The following is an 18,645-nucleotide window of genomic DNA, read 5'->3' as shown; positions in this document are numbered from 1 at the left end:
CCCCACCGGCGCGGCCGGGCGGCGGTACGGAAGGGGCCCGGGGGTTCCGGAGGTCCTACGGGGTGGTCATCATCGGTACCGCGAAGAAGACGATCATGGCGATCGTCACCGCGATGACGAAGCCGATCACCTCCCAGGCCCAGTCGTGATGGGTCGCGTTCTTCATCGCCTTGTGGCTGCGTGGTGCCCGGTCCCCCCCGCGCTTGCGGGACAGGGTCCGGCCGGAGGAGGAGGTCTCCTCGGGCGCCGGGCGCGGCGCGGACGGCGCGGAGGCCAGGGGCGTCGGGGGTGCCGGGGGTGCCGGAGGTATGGCCGCGAACCCGTTCCCCGGCATGGTCGCCGCGTCGTCCGGCGGCGCGTCGTACGGCGTCAGGGTGTGGTTCGGCGGGGCGGTCCGGTCGGGGGCGTCGCCGGGCTGGTCCTCGCGCATGACCCAGCGGGGCAGACGCAACTGGGCGCGACCGGCGGGGGTGCGGAGGTGGTCGGTCCGGGGGGACCAGACAGGAAGGGCGGTCGGGGTCTCACGGCTTCGGGCGCCGGAGGGAGGGGGCGGGGTCTCACGGCTTCGGGCGCCGGAGGGAGGGGCGTCGGCGAACCAGTCGACGGCGGAGGGCCCGGCCGGATCGGCGGCAGGGGGGGCCGGGGCGGGGAGCGGGGGCTCGGCGCGCTCCGCCGGAGGCGGGGGGTTCTCCGTCCGCGTGGTCCAGACGGGGAGCGAGAGCCGGGGACGGTCGTCGGCGGTGGACGCGTGCCGCCCGGCTTCTCGCGCGGGAAAGGGCGCGGGAGCGGGACGGTGGTGCTCGCGGTCGGCGAGGGCGTCGAGCTGGTCGGTCTGCAGGGGCCAGCCGGGAAGGGGACGCGCGTCGTCCAGCACGTCCCCGAGGCCGTCGTCCAGCACGTCGCCGAGGCGCCCGGGGCTCCCGAGATTCCCGCGGTGCCCGGGGTTCCCGAGGGGCGGGACGACGGTGAGCGGGGTGCGGGGGGTCTCGGCGGCGGGAACCGGGCTCCGCGGCGTCTCCGCGGCCGGCGCCCCGGTGTGGTCGGCGGCCGGGGCCTCGGCGCGGTCGACGGCCGGCGTCCCGGTGCGATCCGCGGTCGGCGTCCCGGTGTGGTCGGCGGTCGGGGCCTCGATGTGGTCGGCGGCCGGCGTCTCGGTGCGGGGGGCGGCGGCGACGAGCCTGTCGGTGTGGACGCGGGCCGCCCGTGCCTCCGGGGTGAGCGGGCGGAAGAAGTCCTCCCGCCCGGGGGCGTCGTCCAGCACGTCCCCGGGGATCGGGGCCGACAGCGGTGCCGCCCGGCGCGGCCGGGGACGCTGGAGGCGGCGGCGCGGCCGCAGGGCCGCGGTGTCCAGGGCGGTGAGCACCGAGTCGCCGAGCCTGGGCATCGGCTCCGTGGTCGCCTCGTGGGTGGAGACGGCGTCGGGATCCCGCGGTGCGAAGGGATCGGGGAAGCGGTCCTCCGCCATATGGTCCGGCAGGTCCGGCAGGGGGAAGGCCGAGGCGCCGATCGGCGGACCGGATGGGACGCCGGTCTCCGCGAGCGGCAGCGGCCACGCGGGCGTCGTCGGCCACAGCTGCCTGACCAGCGGGGACATCGACCGTCTGGCGACCGGAACGGCGGGTGGTGCCTGGGGCCCGAGCACGGCGGCGCGAAGTCCCATCGGGGGAGTGGCCCAGGGGGCGAGGTTGAGCACGTCGCGGACCGGGGCGACGGCGAGGGCGCCGAACACCTCCGTCATGTTCTCGGGGACCCTGGCCGAGGCCAGGGCGTAGCCCAGCGACTGGGCGAAGCGGCGGCAGGCGCTCACCGTCAGCTCGTCGGCGGTGTCGACGGCCACGTCGAGCACCCAGGACAGCTCGGAGGCGTCCATCTCGCACACGCCCGACAGGTACAGCACCTCACGCTGGTGCGTGCGCAGGTCGCCCAGGACGCGCTCGACGAGGGCCGCGGCCGGGTCGAGACCGACGGCCGGGGGCGAGTAGACGATGTCGCGCAGGAAGATCTCGCGGCGGGCGAGCGCGTACAGCGCGGCGCGCGGCGGTTCGGCGTCCGAGACGCCAGAGAGGACGGCCACCAGGACGTCGGAGGCCGAGTCCGCGTTGCCCAGCTGGTCGTGGGAGTAGGCGAACAGCCCTGCTGCGTGGCGGTCATAGAGCTCGGCGATGAGTTCGACGCGCGAGCGTTGACCGAGGAGCGGTTGAGTCACGGGACCGGTTCCTCTGGTGGTTCGGCGAGCGTGGTGGAGAGGCGGGGCGGCTGTGAGGCCTGTGACGTACGGTGCCGGAGGGATCAACTCCAGCGATGTGGGTAATCATGTCAAGTCATGGGCACCTCCCGCACTACTCAATGCCCTTTTGTTGAGAAATACACTTGTGGATCTCCCGTTGAGCTGGTTCGGGAAAGCCTGGAAGACAGATCGGAGAAGGGGGGCATAGGCTGACTCGTGCGGGATCATGGGGACGGTTGGGGCAGGGGGGCCGTAACCCTGCGAAAACAAGAGGTTGCGCATGATCACATTCAACGGTGTCACCAAGCGCTACGCCGACGGGACCGTCGCCGTGGACAATCTGAGCCTTGAGGTGCCGACCGGGGAGATCACCGTCTTCGTCGGTCCTTCGGGGTGCGGTAAGACGACGTCCCTCCGCATGATCAACAGAATGATCGACGCCTCGGAGGGCCAGATCCTCCTGGACGGCGTCGACGTCAAGACCATCGACCCGCCGACACTGCGCAGGGGCATCGGCTACGTCATCCAGCAGGCGGGGCTCTTCCCGCACCGCAAGATCGTCGACAACGTGGCGACGGTGCCCCTGCTGCTCGGCTGGGACAAGAAGAAGGCGCGCGACCGGGCGATGGAGCTGCTCGAACGGGTCGGGCTCGACCTCAAGATGGCCGACCGCTATCCCTTCCAGCTCTCCGGCGGGCAGCAGCAGCGCGTCGGCGTGGCACGTGCGCTCGCCGCCGACCCGCCCGTGCTGCTGATGGACGAGCCGTTCAGCGCGGTCGACCCGATCGTCCGTACGAGCCTGCAGGAGGAGCTCCTGCGGCTCCAGGCCGAGCTGAACAAGACCATCGTGTTCGTCACCCACGACATCGACGAGGCCGTCAAGCTCGGCGACCGGGTGGCCGTGCTCCGCGTCGGGGGCCACCTGGCCCAGCTCGACGACCCCGCGACGCTGCTGGCCCGGCCCGCCGACGACTTCGTCCGCGAGTTCCTGGGCCGCGACCGGGGCATCAGGCGGCTGTCGTTCGTCTCGGACGAGGGGGTGCGGCTCCGTACCGACCTGCTGGTGTCCGCCTCCACCGACGCCGTCGCGGCGCGCGCCACCGGGGAGCCGTGGCTGGCCGTGACGGACGAGGACGGCCGGCCGCTGGGCTGGGCCGCCGTCAAGGACCTGCCCGAGCCGGGCACCCTCGCCGACGTGGAGCTCGCGCCGTACGGGACCTTCGTCAGCGGGCGCGACTCGCTGCGCGCCGCGCTGGACGCGACGCTGCTGTCCCCCTCGGGCCACGCCGTCGCGGTGGACGGGTCGGGCAGGGCCGTGGGCGTCGCCACCCGCGAGTCACTGGACGAGGCGCTCACCAGGGTCGCGGGAGGCGTCGGCGGACCGGCGCGGGGCGCCGACGTCCCGGCGGAAGGCGCGAACGGACCCGCGGGAGACGCGAACGGCTCCTCGCGAGGCACAGAAGGCTCCGCGCGAGGCGCGGACGGACTCGCGCGAGGCGCGGACGGACTCGCGCGAGGCGCGGACGGACTCGCGGGAGGTGTCGATGGGTGAGGAACCGCTGGTCCGCTGGGACTGGATCGGGCGCAACTGGCCCACGATCCAGGGCCTGCTCGAGGACCACATCGTGATGGCGCTGGTACCGATCCTCATCGGGCTGATCATCGCGCTCCCGCTCGGGCTGGCCGGGGTGCGGTGGCGCTGGCTCTACCAGCCGACCGTCGGCGTCATGAACGTGATCTACTCGCTGCCCTCGCTGGCCGTCTTCATCGTGCTCATCCCGATCACCGGCCTCGCCACGCGGACGACCGTGATGGTCCCGCTCACCTTCTACGCCATGGCGGTGCTGATCCCCGCGGTCGTCGACGGGCTGAGCTCGGTCCCCGACCACGTGCGGCAGTCCGCGGTGGCGATGGGCTTCACCCCGCTGCGCAGGCTGCTCCAGGTCGAGCTGCCGATCGCGGTACCGGTCGTGCTGGCCGGGCTCAGGGTGGCCACGGTCGCCAGCGTCAGCCTGGTCAGCGTCGGCGCGCTGGTCGGCAGGGGCGGGCTCGGCTACCTGTTCATCGACGGCTGGCAGCGGCAGTTCTACACCCCGATCGTCGTCGGCATCGTGCTGGTCGTGGTGCTCGCGGGGGTCGCCGACCTGTTGCTGATCCTGGCGCAGCGCCTGCTCACCCCGTGGTCGCGGGCAAGGGGGTCCGCGTGAACCGGATGGTCGGGCTCGACGTGGTCCGCGTGAACCGGCTGATCGGGTCGCGGGCAGAGGAGGCCGCGTGAACTGGCTGATCGACTTCTTCGGCGACCCGGCCAGCTGGTCGGGACCCGACGGGATTCCCAACCGGCTGCTCGAGCACCTGGAGTTCGCCGGGCTCTCGCTGCTGCTCGCCATGCTGATCGCGATCCCGCTGGGGCTGCTGATCGGCCACACCGGCAAGGGCGCGACGCTCGTCATCCTCACCGCCAACGCGGCCCGCGCCCTGCCGACGCTCGGCCTGCTGGTCCTCATCGTCCTTTTCATGGGCGTCGGCACCATCCTGCCGGTGCTCATCCCGCTGGTGGCGCTGGCCGTGCCGCCCATCCTGGTCAACACCTACGAGGGCATCCGCGGGGTCGACCCCGACCTGCGCGACGCCGCGTACGGCATGGGCCTGCGCGGCGGGCAGGTCCTCGGCCGGGTGCTGGTGCCGGTCGCGCTGCCGCTGATCCTGCTGGGCCTGCGCCTGGCCGCGATCCAGGTGGTGGCGACCGCGACCGTGGCCGCCTACGTGGGCCTGGGCGGCCTCGGCCGCTTCATCATCGACGGTCTCGCGACCAAGAACTTCCCGAGCACGATCGGCGGGGCGGTCCTCGTAGCACTGCTGGCGCTTCTCGTCCAGCTCGGGTTCACTCTGGTGCAGCGCGTAACGGTCTCCCCGGGGGTGAGCGAGCGCCAGAACATCAGATAGTCTTCTTTACCCCCCGTTTTGGAAGGGAATAGCACCATGAAGCGCCTGATCGGCACCGCGGCGGTCCTCCTGTCCGCGGCGCTCACACTTACCGCGTGCGGCGGCGGAGATCCGCTCACCAGCGCCTCCGCCTCCCCGGCTCCGGCCGGGTCCGGCTCGGCGCCGGCGGCCGGGGGGAAGGTCGTCATCGGGTCGGCCAACTTCCCGGAGAACGTCCTGCTCGGCGAGATCTACTCCCAGGCCCTGGCGGCCAAGGGCGTACAGGTCGAGGAGAAGTTCAACATCGGCAGCCGCGAGGTCCTGTACGACCAGGTCAAGAGTGGTGGCCTGACCATCCTGCCGGAGTACATCGGCTCCCTCCTCGCCTTCGTCGACAACACGACCACGGCGAAGTCGAAGGACGACGTCGTCGCCGGTCTCAAGGAGAAGCTCCCCGCCGAGCTGGAGGTCCTCACCCCCGCTCCGGCCGAGGACAACAACTCGCTGACCGTCACCAAGGAGACCGCCACCAAGGACGGCCTCACCACGATCGAGGACCTGGTCAAGGTCGCCAAGAACTACTCGGTGGGCGGCCCGCCGGAGTTCCAGACCCGCCAGGAGAAGAACTTCAAGGACACCTACGGCCTGGAGTTCAAGGAGTGGAAGAAGACCGGCGACGCCACCGCCGACGCCATCAAGGACGGCACCGTCCAGGTCGGCAACGTCTTCACCACCGACCCGAAGATCATCGTCAATGACCTGGTCTCCCTCCAGGACAACAAGAGCGCCTTCGCCGCGGAGAACATCGCCCCCCTGGTCAACAAGGCCGGCGTGAACGACACCGTGAAGACGACCCTCGACGCGGTCTCCGCCAAGCTCGACACCGCCGGCCTGGTCGCGCTGATGAAGCGCGTCGCGGTCGACAAGGACGACGCGGAGATGGTCGCCAAGGACTGGCTGACCCAGAACGGCCTGCTCTAGGTTTCATCAGCGGTACCAAGTTTCATCAGCGGTACCAACGGAAGGCGGGTGGATCTCCACCCGCCTTCCGGCGTTCTCACCGGTCGTCGCCGGGCCAGTAGTGCGCTGAGCGGCCGGCGGCCGACACGATCGCCGCGCCGTCGAGTTCGACGATGGTCAGCTCGATGCCGCCCAGCGGCCACTCCACGGCGAACTCGAAGGTCTCGGCCGGGGGCAGCGGCCACAGCCACAGCCCGAAATCGCTGAAGCCGAACTCGCCGCCGCGCATGCCGCTGCCGACCGGCGACCAGGCCAGCGTGGGCCCGGCCGGTGGCTCGCCGAAGGGGCTCATCCTGTTCCGCAGTTGATCGACGGTGGTGGCCTTCGTGCCGTCGGCGAAACGCACGCCCAGCCGCAGCAGCGAGTCGGGCGGCTGAGCCCCGCCGCGCGGTCCGGCCGCCTGGGCGAACGGGGAACCGCCCATGTGCAGGTACCACCAGTCCTGGGCCGACAGGTCACCCTGCCGGGACACGACCTCCACCTCCAGCATGCAGCCGGTGCTGAAGACCCGGATCGTCGGCAGCAGCACCACGACGTTCGGGCTCCGGGCCACCACCCGCTCGACCGCGAGCACGGCTCCGGCCTCCAGCGAGGGGGGAGCGGACCAGGGAGGGAGCTCGGGCCGGCCGAAGGAGGGTTCCTGTTCCGTTGGTACGGGATCGAAGAACATCACTTCACGCTACCGGACATCCGGCAGAAGTCAGCAGTATTCGTCGTCCATCTGTTGCTTGAAATCCTCTTCCGAGACCCTCTCCCTGTCTTTGTTCAACACCTCGTTCGTGTTGGCCAAATCGCCTGGTATCTCAGCGGCCAAAAATGCGACCGCTACCGGTGGGCCGCTGCTCAACCGCGCTGTGGCGGCAATATTGGGCGGAAGGGGAAGCGCCAGAGGAGTCTCGGTTTTTGTGAATCCGGCGGATTCTCCGAGAGTTATTCGTCCGCCATGTTGCATTGCGTCTACCGGCCCGGACACCACCCATATGGGGCGTTGTGTCGGACGGTCCACCACCTCGAAGGAGGAGAGTTCCTGACCTGGGCAAAGAGACACGACGAACCGGAGTCGTCCGCTTTCCGTAAGGCCGATTCCTATAGGTCGGGGAGACTGTCCGCCCATCGGTGGACTGCATGCCGTCAGCATCAATGCGCATGTTGACAGGAAAATCAGCAGTCGAGCCGGGGTGCATGTCTTGAGGATACTGAAATCAGTCGTTGTAGGGCTCATCGGCAATCGTAGGTCACGCCCTTGGCCTCGGCCTATTTTTCGTAGATGTTATCACACGGATTGGAGGGCTGGTCAAGGTAGTAAACAAAGTAGACCGGCCAGAAATCGGTCAATGATTGGTAGTAGTGGTACTGCCTCATGTGCTCGGCCTCGTGATTCAGAAAATCTGGAGTCAGGTCGGCCAGCTTTTTATCGGTCAGTAGTATCGATCCTATGGTCTGACCCGAGCGGCCGAAGTGGACGCCGCTCTTCAATCCCGAGCACACGGTCAACCCTGTTCCGGTGTCGCGCTCGCATACCCCTTGGTTTTTTCCCACCCATGCGATTGTTCTTTTGCGTAGCTCATGGCTGGGGACCCACGGCGGTACGGTTGCGAGGAACTCGTACAGCTTGACCGGAATCCCGGTCAACTTCGCGACTGCTTTGGCCGCGACAGTCGCTTCGCAGCTGGTTGTGTGAACGCTGTTCCCGCAGAAAAGTTTCCGTCAACCCTCCCATGCCTTTTTTATCTCATTCCGGCAGGTCTCGCTCTTCAGCTTTTCTTTGGGATGGCAATCGCTCAGGACGCTGTTCAGCTTCGCCTGTTGCTTCAACGCGGCGGATAGTCCCTTGCTTGGCACGCCTTTTGTGCCGCCTGCCTCTGGCATCACCATGCCGTATCCCACATGTCTCGTCCTCCGACTTTTCCTGAAAGTGCAGCTCGTGCCCGGTAAAACGCGGCAGCGTCCATGGTGGACGCGGTGAGAAAAGGGAGGTCGACCGCGCGGCTTTGGGGCGGCCCGAAGTTGGCGCTCGCGGAGGCGAAGGCGAAGGCGAAGGCGAAGGCGCGGAAGGCTGCCTGCCGCGGAGGGAAATGGCGACGATGAGATCGTGGATCGATGTGATTCGCAGCACACCTCGCCGGGTCGAGCGCCTGCCCGGTTCCGGGATGATGGCCACATGAACGAGTTCGTCGAGTCCATGGCCCAGGTGGTGACCGGTGTGACGGTCGTCACGGTGAAGGACGGGCGCGACGACGTGGGGGTGACGGTCGCCACCTTCACCTCGCTGTCGCTGGACCCGCCGCTGGTGATGGTGAGCCTGGACAACGCCGGATACCTCAACGAGTTGCTGCTGCGGCACGACCGCTGGGCCGCCAGCGTGCTGTCGGCGGGGCAGAAGGCGATCGCCAGCCGCTTCGCCACAGCGGGCCGTCCGGGTGCCAGGCTGCTGCTCGCGGGCACGCCGCACCATCGGGGCGCGCTGAGCGAGGCCCTCGTCGTGGACGGCGGCGTCACCGCGCTGGAGGCCGAGACGGTCAAGGTCGTCCCGGCCGGGGATCACACGCTGTTCATCGCCAAGGTGCTCGGGGTCGACTACGTCGACGCCTCCGTCCTGCCGCTGGCCCGCTACCGGAGCCGCTACCGCTGACCCGGCGGGTCGCCGCTCATCCCTCTCTCACGGGCGGGAGCCGCCGCGTTCGAACGCGGCGGCTCCTCACCGAAGGACGAGGAAAGGCATGGTCAGCGGATCGTCCAGGAGCCCGGGAGCATCAGCGGCCCGTACGACGGCAGGCCCAGCTCGCCCGCGAGGTGGGCGAGCGGGCCCCAGGCCTCCAAGCGGACCTGGGCCGTGGCGGCGGTCCTGTCCTCGCTGGACTCCGGGGGACGCAGCCGCTCCAGGGGGCTGAGCTTGGGGTAGACGCGCACCGGGGCGTCGACGGGCAGCCCTGCCTTCTTGCGGGCCAGGGCCAGGGCGTCCTCCAGGCCGCCGAGCTCGTCGACGAGACCGCCCTCCAGGGCGTCCGCCCCGGTCCAGACCCGGCCCTTGGCCAGCTCGTGGGCCCGCTCGCGGGACAGCCCGCGGCCCTCGGCGACCTTGTTCACGAAGTCGTCGTAGACCCGGTCGAGCCAGGCGTTGACCCGCGCCCACTGCGCCTCGGAGAAGGCGTTGGTGGGGGAGAGCATCCCGGAGTTGGCGCCCTCGCCGACGGTCTCGGAGGACACGCCGATCTTCTCCAGCAGCCCGCCGATGACCGCCTTGCCGCCGAACACGCCGATGGAGCCGGTGAGCGTGCCCGGCTGGGCCACGATCGCGTCGGCGGCCATCGAGACCATGTAGCCACCGGAGGCGGCCAGGTCGCCCATCGAGATCACGATGGGCTTGCCCGCCTCGCGGGTGAGCACGACCTCGCGCCAGATGGCGTCGGAGGCCGTGTACGAGCCGCCGGGGCTGTCGACCCGGAAGACGACCGCCTTGACGTGGTCGTCGCGGCGGGCCGCGCGCAGGGCGGCGCAGATGGTGTCCGACCCCATGGCGCCACCGCCGCCCAGCGGGCTGCGGCCGCTGCGGCCGAGCCGGATCGGGCCGTTGCCGCGGACCAGGGCGACGGTCTGCTCGCCGGGGTGCGGGAGCTTCTTGGCGGACAGCGCCTTGGCGTAGCGGCCGACGTACAGCAGCAGCGTGTTTTCGCCGAAGGTCTCCTTGACCTCGTCGTAGACCTCGTCGCGGTAGGCCAGCCGGTCGACGAGACCGGCCTCGACGGCCTCGGCGCCGATGAACGGGCCCTGGTCGATGAGCTCGCGCACCCTGGCCGGTTCGAGGCCGCGCCCCTCGGCGACGCCGGCCACGACCTGTTCGGTGATCGACTCGGTGATGCGGCTCATCGACTCGCGGTGGGCCTCGGTCATGTGGTCCTGGGTGAAGGTGTTGGCGGCCGTCTTGTACTCGTGCCGCTGGCCTATCTGGTACTCGACGCCGAGCTTGCCCAGCGCGCCCCGCAGGAAGCGCTGCTCCATCGCGACGCCGGTCAGCCCGACGTCGCCGGACGGCTGGAGGTAGACCCGCTCGAAGGCGCTGCCCAGGTAGTAGGGGACGGTGCCCCCGCCGAGCTCGCCGAAGGTCTCGGCGAACGCGACGGTGAGCTTGCCCGAGGCCCGGAAGTGGATCACTGCCTGGCGGAGCTCCTGGACGATCGCGAGCCCCAGCGGCCGGCCGCCGATCTTGACGATCAGCGCCTTGACCCGGTCGTCCTTCCTGGCGCGCTTGAGCCCGGCCAGCACGTCGGTCAGGCTCGTCTTGCGCATCGCCAGGACGGCGCTCAGCGGATCCGCCGGGGGACTGCCGTCGGTCAGGCCCTCGGTGAGGTCGAGCTCAAGGACCAGTGGAGCGGTACGCCGCTGCTTGAATCGGTCGACACTGTCGATGATCACCTTGGTCGCGTCCATGCCCCTCACCCTAAGCGACACATACCGGGCTTATGCGGTTCGGCGAGCGTCCACCTGCTTTCCGGTCCCCGGGGGTCTGCACGACCCCCGGGGACCGCGCGGCACTACGCGGTTCGGCGGGCGTTCACCTGCTTCTTGAGCATCGAGGTGGACGCGGCGGGAGAACTGCCCTTCAGGCGTGCCTTCTCCACCGAGGTGAGGACCGTCTTCAGGGTGGCCGTCTCCTTGATCTTGGCGGTGAAGTTCACGCCGCCGTTCGCCCAGTTCAGCCAGGCGGCCAGCAGCTCGCTCTCCAGCTTGGCCTTCGCCGTCTTCTTGGCGGGCTTGAGCACCTTGTACGCGCCGGCCGGCGTGGAGGCGGGCGTGACCTCGGCGAAGACCTTGCTGGCCTTGGTCACCATGCCGAGGTAGCAGCCGAGCGTCGCGTCCGAGATCTTGCCCTTGCCCCGGGTGGCCTCCACCGCCCACTGCGCGGCGCTCAGCGTCTTCGTGGACTTGCCGCGCGTGCACACCGCGGGCGCCGTCGCCTTCGCCGGGGGGACGGTCACGGTCACGGTGATCGTCACCGTCGGCAGCGGGATCGGCGTCGGCACCGGGTCGCTCGGCGTGGCCGACGGGGAGGGGCCCGAGCTGGGTTCGGGGCTGGGTTCCTCCGACGGTTCGTCCGAGGGCTCCTCTGACGGGTCGTCGGAGTCGGAGGGCGGGTCGGCGGGCTCCTCGGGGAGGGGCGTCTGGGTGACGGGAGGGCCGGGGGTGCCCCCGGCGATCGCGGCGTTCAGGTCGAGGCGCGGGGTGGTCACCGTGCCGTAGGTGATCGGCCGGCCCGCCTTCTTGAGCTGCTCGGCCAGTGCGTCCGGGGTGCCCGGGGCCTTCTGGGCCATCAGCGCGAGGGCGCCGGTGACGAACGGGGTGGACATCGAGGTGCCGCTGTAGACCTGGTGGCCGCCGCCGGGCACCGCGGATTCGATCTCGAGACCGGGGGCGAAGAGGTCCAGCACGGAGCCGTGGTTGGACCAGTGGGGGACGGTGTCGTCGTCGCCCGTCGCGCCCACCGTCACCGGGCCGGAGAAGCAGCCGGGAGCCCCGGCTCCGGGCACGCCCTCGTTCCCCGCGGCGGCCACGACGGCCACGCCCTTGGCACGAAGGTCGTCGATCCGGCTCCTCATCGCCGACAGTTCGGGTTCGGCGTCACACGTCCCCTCGTAGAGGCCGCCGCCGAGGCTGAGGTTCACCGCGGCGACGTTCCTGCCCTCCTCCTTGAGCTTCGCGACGTGCTCCAGGGCGAGCAGGATCGTGGACTCGAACGCGGTCAGGCAGACCCCGCCCTCGTCGGCGCAGTCGTTGATCCTGCTGAAGACCTGGATCGCCACGATGTCCGCGTCGGGTGCGACGGCGTGGGCGATCCCCGCCACGTGGGTGCCGTGGTCACACAGGTTGACCTGCTCGTGGACGCAGGCGGCGGTGTTGGCGTCGGCGGACCCGGGGTCGCTCGTCTGCCCGTTGGGGCACAGGGACTGCGCGCCGTCGTCCGTCGCGGAGAAGCAGGCCTGCGCCACGACCTTGCCGCCGAAGTCGGGGTGGGCGGCGTCGATCCCGGTGTCGATGATCGCGATCGTCTGGCCCGCGCCCTTGGTCCCCGCGGCGTGCGCCTTGTCCGCGCCGATCACCTGCAGGCTGGTGGCGAGCGAGCCCGAGCTCAGTGCTTCCAGCGACGTGGGGGAGTACGTGCGGTCGCGGCGGATGGAGAGCACGCGCGGGTCCTCGGCCAGCTTGGCGAGCGACTCGCCGGTCCCCTCGACCACGATGAACGAGGTGTCGGCGGGTTCGAGGACGACCTGGGCGTCGGGCAGCTGCCGCGCCTCCCCGGCCACCGGCGCCGCCTCCGCCGGGGCCGCCAGCTCGACGATGACCCGGGCCCCGTCGCCGTCGGAGGCGAGTCCCGCCTCCAGTTTCGGCAGCGGAGGCACCGGTGGGGGCGTCGCGTCGGCGGGGGGCGGGGCCGGGGTGGCGGCGGGCGTCTCCTGGCCCTCCGTCCCTCCGGATCCGCCGTCCGGGGCCGCGGGTGGGCTCTCGCTCGCGGAGGCCGCCGGTGGCGCCGGTGTGTCCTCGGCGAGGGCGGGTACCGCGGGCGCGATGGTGAGAACCAACGCCATGGCCACGAGAGCTCGAAGTCGCACACGTCCTCCGGGGGATCAAACGGGCGTTTCGGAGTCTAAGCAGCCGTATGCGCCGCGTGAATACTTTGCCCCAGATTTGGAGGATCTTCGGAGAAAAGCTCGACCCCCCGCGGCGTAGCGCACACGGAGGGTCGAGTGGTCGAAATATTACTTGAGGCCGTTGGAGATAGCCGTGATCAGCTCACCGTTGGTGGTGTCGCCGCTGGTCTCCCAGAAGAACGCCCCGCCCAGACCCTGGTTCTTGGCGTAGGTCATCTTCCCGGCGATGGTGGAGGGGGTGTCGTAGCTCCACCAGTTGCCGTTGCAGAAGGCGTAGGCGGTGCCGCCGACGGTGCCGGTGGGCGGGCACTTGGTCTTGAGGACCTTGTAGTCCTCGATCCCCGCCTCGTAGGTGCCCTGGGCCGCGCCGGTGGCGGAGCCGCCCGGAGCCGCCTGGGTCACGCCGGTCCAGCCGCGGCCGTAGAAGCCGATGCCCAGCAGCAGCTTGCCGGCCGGGATGCCCTTGGACTTGAACTTCTGGATCGCCGCGTCGGAGTTGAACCCGGCCTGCGGGATGCCGGGGTAGGAGGTCAGCGGGGAGTGCGGAGCCGTCGGGCCCTGAGCGTTGAAGGCGCCGAAGTAGTCGTACGTCATCGGCATGAGCCAGTTCAGGTTGTTGATGGCACCCGCGTAGTCGGCGGCGTCGATCTTGCCGCCGTTGGAGCCGTCGGCCGTGGTCGCCGCGGTGACGAGGGCGTTGGGGCCGAACTTGGTGCGCAGCGCGGAGATGATGTTCTTGAAGGCGTTCGGGCCGCTGCTGTCACAGGTCAGGCCACAGGCGTTGGGGTACTCCCAGTCGACGTCGATGCCGTCGAACACGTCGGCCCAGCGCGGGTCCTCGACCAGGTTGTAGCAGGAGTCGGCGAACGCGGCCGGGTTCTGCGCGGCCTGGGTGAAGCCGCCGGACCAGGTCCAGCCGCCGAAGGACCAGATGACCTTGATGTTCGGGTAGGCCTTCTTCAGCTTGCGGAGCTGGTTGAAGCTGCCGCGCAGCGGCTGGTCCCAGGTGTCGGCCACGCCGTCGACGCTGTCGGCCGCGGTGTAGGCCTTCTCGTAGTCGGCGTAGGAGTCGCCGATGGTGCACCGGCCGCCGGTGGTGTTGCCGAAGGCGTACAGGATGTGCGTCAGCTTCGACGCGGAGCCGTTCGTGACCAGGTTCTTCACGTGGAAGTTGCGGGCGTAGACGCCCCACTGGGTGAAGTATCCGACGATCTTCTTACCGCCGGGGGGCGGGACGGTGGGGGTGACAGTCGGGGTCGGGGTCGGCGTGGGGGTGACCGTGGGCGTGGGGGTGGGTGTCGGGTCCGGGGTGCCGCCGCCGTCGCAGGAGGCGCCGTTGAGCTTGCAGTTCAGCACTCCGGTGATGCCACCGGGCGCGCCGTTGAAACCGAAGCTCGTCGAGGCGCCCGCCGCGAGCGCGCCGTTCCACGACTTGTTGACGAAGGTGTAGTGGTTGCCGCTCTTCGTCAGGTCGGCGTCCCAGGACGAGCTGATCGAGGTGCCGGAGGGCAGGTCGAACTCGACCTTCCAGCTGGTCAGCGCGCTCGTCCCGGCTTTCACGACGACCTTGCCCTCGAAACCGGAGCCCCAGTTCGAAGTCGTCGAGTAGGTCGCGGTGGCGGGTGTGGCGGCCGTCGCCGTGCCGATCCCCAGGGGGACGAGCAGCGCTGCCGCCGCGATGAAGGAGCCGATGGTAATTCGTCGCAAGGGTCGCTCCAGGTCAGAGAGTGCCAAGTCCCCGTATTCATAGGAAAGTTTCCTATTAGTTTCCTGAGCGTAGGTTCTCGTTCGCCGACGGTCAATGCCTTGTTCGTGGATATAAGGCCGATTTAAGGTTTTCGGTTGGGTGGGTGGCGGCGCGGATGCCGGAAGCGCGGAACGCGAAAACGGGCCGGTCGCGCATCCGCGCGGCCGGCCCGTTTCGGAATCTGGCCTGTCAGAGAGTCAAAGGCCCTGTCAGAGAGCCGGGGACGGGGTCAGGCCGGTTCGGCCTCTCTGCGCTCCTCCGGCTCCTCCGGCTCCTCCGGCTCCTCCGGCCCCCTCGGCTCGTCCGCGGCGGGCAGCTCGCTCACCACCCGCTCCCGTACGAGCTCCCGCTCCGCGGCTTCGATGATCTCCACCGCGCGCTCGTCCACGGCGGGTTCGGGCGCGCCCGGGTGGCGCAGCCACAGGGCGCCCAGGGGCGGGACGCGCAGGGTCGCGGAGTACGGGAGGCCGTGCCGCGGTTCCTCGGTGGCCTCGACGGCACCGAGGTTGCCCACCCCGCTGCCCGCGTAGTCGTAGGCGTCGGTGTTGAGCACCTCCTCCCACGTTCCGGGGAAGGGCAGCCCGAGACGGTAGTCGTCGTGCGGCGCGCCGGAGAAGTTGGCCACGCACGCCACCACCGAGCCGTCCTCGGCGTAGCGCAGGAAGGAGAACACGTTGCCCAGCGCGTCGTCGGCGTCGATCCAGCGGAAGCCGTCGGGGGAGGCGTCCACGCTCCACAGGGCCGGGGACTCCTTATAGACCCGGTTGAGGTCGCGGACCAGCCGCTGCACCCCCCTGTGCCCGTCGAAGTCGAGCACCCACCAGTCGAGCCCGCGCTCCTCCGACCACTCCGAGCCCTGGCCGAACTCGCCGCCCATGAACAGCAGCTGCTTGCCGGGGTGGGCCCACATGAAGGCGAACAGCGCCCGCAGGTTCGCGAACCGCTGCCACTCGTCGCCGGGCATCTTGCCGAGCAGCGACCCCTTGCCGTGCACCACCTCGTCGTGCGAGAGCGGCAGCGTGAAGTTCTCCGAGTACGCGTACATCAGCGAGAACGTCATCTGGTGGTGGTGGTACTGGCGGAAGACCGGCTCGTGCTTGAGGTACGCGAGCGTGTCGTGCATCCAGCCCATGTTCCACTTGAACCCGAAGCCGAGCCCGCCCAGGTGCACCGGACGGGAGACGCCCGGCCACGCGGTCGACTCCTCGGCGACGGTGATGATGCCCGGCGCCTCCCGGTAGGCGACCGCGTTCATCTCCTTGAGGAACGCGACCGCGTCGAGGTTCTCCCTGCCGCCGTACTCGTTGGGCGTCCACTCGCCCTCGCGCCGCGAGTAGTCGAGGTAGAGCATCGAGGCGACCGCGTCGACGCGCAGCCCGTCGACGTGGAACTCGCGCAGCCAGTACACGGCGTTGGCGACCAGGAAGTTGCGCACCTCCCTGCGGCCGAAGTCGAAGATGTAGGTGCCCCACTCGGGGTGCTCGCCCCGCGCGGGGTCGGCGTGCTCGTACAGCGGGGTGCCGTCGAACCTGGCCAGCGCCCAGTCGTCCATCGGGAAGTGCGCGGGCACCCAGTCGACCAGCACCCCGATGCCCGCCTCGTGCAGGCTGTCGACCAGGTGGCGGAAGTCGTCGGGGGAGCCGAAGCGGGACGTCGGGGCGTAGTAGGAGGTCACCTGGTACCCCCAGGAGCCGCCGAACGGGTGCTCGGCCACCGGCATCAGCTCCACGTGCGTGAACCCCATGTCCACCACGTAGTCGACCAGCTCGACGGCGAGTTCCCGGTACGACAGGCCGGGCCGCCACGAGCCGAGGTGCACCTCGTAGACGCTCATCGCCTCCCGCAGGGCATTGCCGCCCGCGCGGCGGCGCATCCACTCGTCGTCCCGCCAGACGTACTCCGACTTCTCGATCACCGAGGCGGTCGCGGGCGGCACCTCGGTGCGCCGGGCCATCGGGTCGGCCTTGGCCCGCCAGACCCCGTCGGCGCCGAGGATGCTGAACTTGTAGCGGTCGCCGGGGCCGAGACCGGGGATGAAGAGCTCCCATACGCCCGACCTGCCGAGCGAGCGCATGGGGTGCGCGCCGCCCTCCCAGTGGTTGAAGTCGCCGATGACCCGGACGCCGCGCGCGTTGGGCGCCCACACGGCGAAGGCCGTGCCGTCCACGTCCTCGTGCCGCATGACCCGCGCGCCGAGGGTCTCCCAGAGCCGCTCGTGGCGCCCCTCGCCGATGAGGTGCAGGTCCACCTCGCCCAGCGTGGGCCAGTGCCGGTAGGGGTCGGTGGTCTCGTACGGCTCGGCACCGGCGTAGGTGATCCGGAGCCGGTAGTCGGGGATCTTGTCGATCCCGGGCAGGGTCACCGCGAACACGCCGTGGGCCACGTGTTTCATGTCGTGGGCCCCGCCGTCCACGAGCGCCTCGACCTTCTGCGCCAGGGGCCGCAGCGTCCGGATCGTCACGCCCTCGGGACCCAGGTGCGACCCGAGGATCGAGTGCGGATCGTGGTGCGCTCCGCCCGCGAGCCGGTCCAGGTCCAAGTGCGCGTTCATGGCTTACTCCCGTAGATCGATAGCCCCTACCTTGCCCTACTCGGGTGACCCATCCCATGCCCTTGTCCGCTATCACCATGCGTGTTGGTAAAACGTGCGGATCCGAGCGAGATGAAAGTCACGATTGTCGGTTATGTGGGGCCGGTCACACCGCCGTTCGCCGACCGTATCCGATCATGGACGGCGTCGTGCGCGGGTTCGGGCCGCCGCCGGTGACCGTGGCTCCCGCCACGGCCGGAACGCCGGCGACCGCCGGGAACGACGAGGACGGGGAACGGCCGGGCGCGGTCAGTGCGGGTTCTTGGCGGTGACGTCGCGCGGGGTGATGCGGAACCCCTGCCAGTGGCTCGGCATGGGGTCGGCGTCCTCGTCGCGGGGGACGTGGTGGTAGCCGACGTTGACCCACAGCACCGGGTCGGCGAGCCGCTCCCCGTTGGTGTAGCGGTCGACGGACCGGGCGCACCCGGGAGCCGGGTTGACCGTCGCCAGCCGCTCGCAGGAGCGGTAGTCGGTGACGTAGAGATCGGCCCGGGTGAAGGCCTCGTCGGCGGGACCCCGGTACTGGGCGGTGTCGGAGTTGTTGATCTCCCAGGAGACGCGATGCCCGTCGGCGTTGCGCACCTTCCTGTCGACCACCCGCCACCAGCGCATCGGCCTGCTGACGGACTTGGCCTCCGCCGTGAAGGCCGTCCGCAGGATCTTCCGGCTCGCGGTGCCGGAGCCGCTGAAGTCGTACTGCTCCACGACGTCGTCCGCCCGGCCCGCCACGTCGAAGTCCAGGCGCCAGAAGATGTTGTGGGTGTGGCTCGCCTCGAACCCGCTCGCGCCCACCCCGATGGGCCAGCCGTGCTCGGGCGTGGTGGTGAACCCGGCGAGCGACCCGGTGGCCCCCACCCGCGGGGTGATCGCGCCGTCGTCGGAGAAGGCCCATTCGGCCAGGTAGGTGTACCAGCCGACCTGGAAGGCGGCGAACACCACCAGGTCACGCCCCTGAGCCGTCTTGTTCAGCTGATCGGGGAGCGCCTTCAGGTACGCGTGGCCGCGTGCCCTGGTCGTCACGCAGACGAACTGCTCGCGACGCTCGCCGAGCGGGCAGTCGGCGGCCCGCAGCGGGATGGCGGTGTAGCCCAGCGACCCGATGTCGTGGTAGCGGGGACGGCCCTTGTCGTACGGCACGTGGATCTGGGCCAGCGAGGTGCTGCGCAGCACGGTGATCGGCCGCTGGCCCTTCGGCGTGTAGACGATCCTGGTCAGGGTCAGCCCCTCGACGTTGCGCATCTCCCAGCAGAGCTGCCAGCGCGCCCCGTTGGGCAGGGTCTTGTCGACGCGGTACGGCGCGTTGCAGGGGGTCGCCGCAGGCCGCGCGGCGCTCCCCGGTGCCGCCGCCGGCGTCTCCGCAGGGGCGCCGGTCGGTGGCGGCGCGCTGGACGACGTGAGCGGCAGCGGAGGTATCGGCGCGCCGGGTGCGGAAGGCGGTGCGGCGAGCCCTCCGGCGAGCAGGGCGCAGGAGAGGGTGAGACGGAGGAACACG

13 protein-coding genes and 1 pseudogene are annotated in these 18,645 nt (G+C 70.2%); 5 read left to right on the top strand and 9 right to left on the bottom strand.

All coding sequences use genetic code 11. The annotated features are described in order from the left end of the window. Positions 1 to 55 precede the first annotated feature (55 nt). Positions 56 to 2,206, bottom strand: a complete 2,151-nt coding sequence (locus AB0F88_RS40800) for a hypothetical protein (RefSeq protein ID WP_362696848.1) — start codon at positions 2,204 to 2,206, stop codon at positions 56 to 58. 301 nt (positions 2,207 to 2,507) lie between these two features. Between AB0F88_RS40800 and AB0F88_RS40795 the strand changes: the two are divergent. The 4 genes and pseudogenes from AB0F88_RS40795 to AB0F88_RS40780 all read left to right on the top strand — a co-directional run. After that, positions 2,508 to 3,581 (top strand): annotated as a pseudogene (locus AB0F88_RS40795) (ABC transporter ATP-binding protein); the annotation flags it as partial. Positions 3,582 to 3,771: 190 nt separating this feature from the next. Then, positions 3,772 to 4,434, top strand: a complete 663-nt coding sequence (locus AB0F88_RS40790) for an ABC transporter permease (RefSeq protein ID WP_362696846.1) — start codon at positions 3,772 to 3,774, stop codon at positions 4,432 to 4,434. A 67-nt stretch (positions 4,435 to 4,501) separates the two neighbouring features. Then, complete coding sequence (locus AB0F88_RS40785; protein ID WP_362696844.1) at positions 4,502 to 5,173, top strand: ABC transporter permease; 672 nt, start codon at positions 4,502 to 4,504, stop codon at positions 5,171 to 5,173. A 36-nt stretch (positions 5,174 to 5,209) separates the two neighbouring features. Beyond that, positions 5,210 to 6,133, top strand: coding sequence for an ABC transporter substrate-binding protein (locus tag AB0F88_RS40780; RefSeq protein ID WP_362696842.1), 924 nt, complete (start codon positions 5,210 to 5,212; stop codon positions 6,131 to 6,133). Between the two features lie 76 nt (positions 6,134 to 6,209). Here the strand turns inward: AB0F88_RS40780 and AB0F88_RS40775 are convergent, their stop codons facing one another. The 3 genes from AB0F88_RS40775 to AB0F88_RS40765 form a co-directional block, all read right to left on the bottom strand. Beyond that, complete coding sequence (locus AB0F88_RS40775) at positions 6,210 to 6,842, bottom strand: hypothetical protein (protein ID WP_362696840.1); 633 nt, start codon at positions 6,840 to 6,842, stop codon at positions 6,210 to 6,212. A 584-nt stretch (positions 6,843 to 7,426) separates the two neighbouring features. After that, entirely contained in the window at positions 7,427 to 7,804 is a 378-nt protein-coding gene (locus AB0F88_RS40770) for a hypothetical protein (protein ID WP_362696839.1), read from the bottom strand. A 75-nt stretch (positions 7,805 to 7,879) separates the two neighbouring features. Next, complete coding sequence (locus AB0F88_RS40765) at positions 7,880 to 8,047, bottom strand: hypothetical protein (RefSeq protein ID WP_362696837.1); 168 nt, start codon at positions 8,045 to 8,047, stop codon at positions 7,880 to 7,882. 286 nt (positions 8,048 to 8,333) lie between these two features. On the opposite strand from AB0F88_RS40765, the gene AB0F88_RS40760 reads away from it, so the two are divergent. Continuing rightward, positions 8,334 to 8,804, top strand: coding sequence for a flavin reductase family protein (locus AB0F88_RS40760; RefSeq protein WP_362696835.1), 471 nt, complete (start codon positions 8,334 to 8,336; stop codon positions 8,802 to 8,804). A gap of 92 nt (positions 8,805 to 8,896) precedes the next feature. Here AB0F88_RS40760 and sppA read toward each other — a convergent pair whose 3' ends face one another. The 5 genes from sppA to AB0F88_RS40735 form a co-directional block, all read right to left on the bottom strand. Beyond that, positions 8,897 to 10,600 (bottom strand): signal peptide peptidase SppA, encoded by a 1,704-nt coding sequence (gene sppA, locus AB0F88_RS40755; protein WP_362696833.1) that lies wholly within the window; start codon positions 10,598 to 10,600, stop codon positions 8,897 to 8,899. 104 nt (positions 10,601 to 10,704) lie between these two features. After that, the gene (locus AB0F88_RS40750; RefSeq protein ID WP_362696831.1) at positions 10,705 to 12,777 is read right to left on the bottom strand and encodes a S8 family serine peptidase; all 2,073 of its coding nucleotides are present in this window, start codon (positions 12,775 to 12,777) and stop codon (positions 10,705 to 10,707) included. A gap of 147 nt (positions 12,778 to 12,924) precedes the next feature. Beyond that, entirely contained in the window at positions 12,925 to 14,523 is a 1,599-nt protein-coding gene (locus AB0F88_RS40745; RefSeq protein ID WP_362696829.1) for a glycosyl hydrolase family 18 protein, read from the bottom strand. A gap of 269 nt (positions 14,524 to 14,792) precedes the next feature. Then, positions 14,793 to 17,114 (bottom strand): 1,4-alpha-glucan branching protein GlgB, encoded by a 2,322-nt coding sequence (gene glgB, locus AB0F88_RS40740; protein ID WP_362696827.1) that lies wholly within the window; start codon positions 17,112 to 17,114, stop codon positions 14,793 to 14,795. 288 nt (positions 17,115 to 17,402) lie between these two features. After that, the gene (locus tag AB0F88_RS40735) at positions 17,403 to 18,644 is read right to left on the bottom strand and encodes a copper amine oxidase (RefSeq protein WP_362696825.1); all 1,242 of its coding nucleotides are present in this window, start codon (positions 18,642 to 18,644) and stop codon (positions 17,403 to 17,405) included. Between the last annotated feature and the right edge of the window lies 1 nt (position 18,645).

The organism is Streptosporangium sp. NPDC023963 (assembly GCF_040639135.1).
Classification (GTDB): domain Bacteria; phylum Actinomycetota; class Actinomycetes; order Streptosporangiales; family Streptosporangiaceae; genus Streptosporangium.
This window is presented reverse-complemented; position numbering and strand designations above follow the sequence as displayed.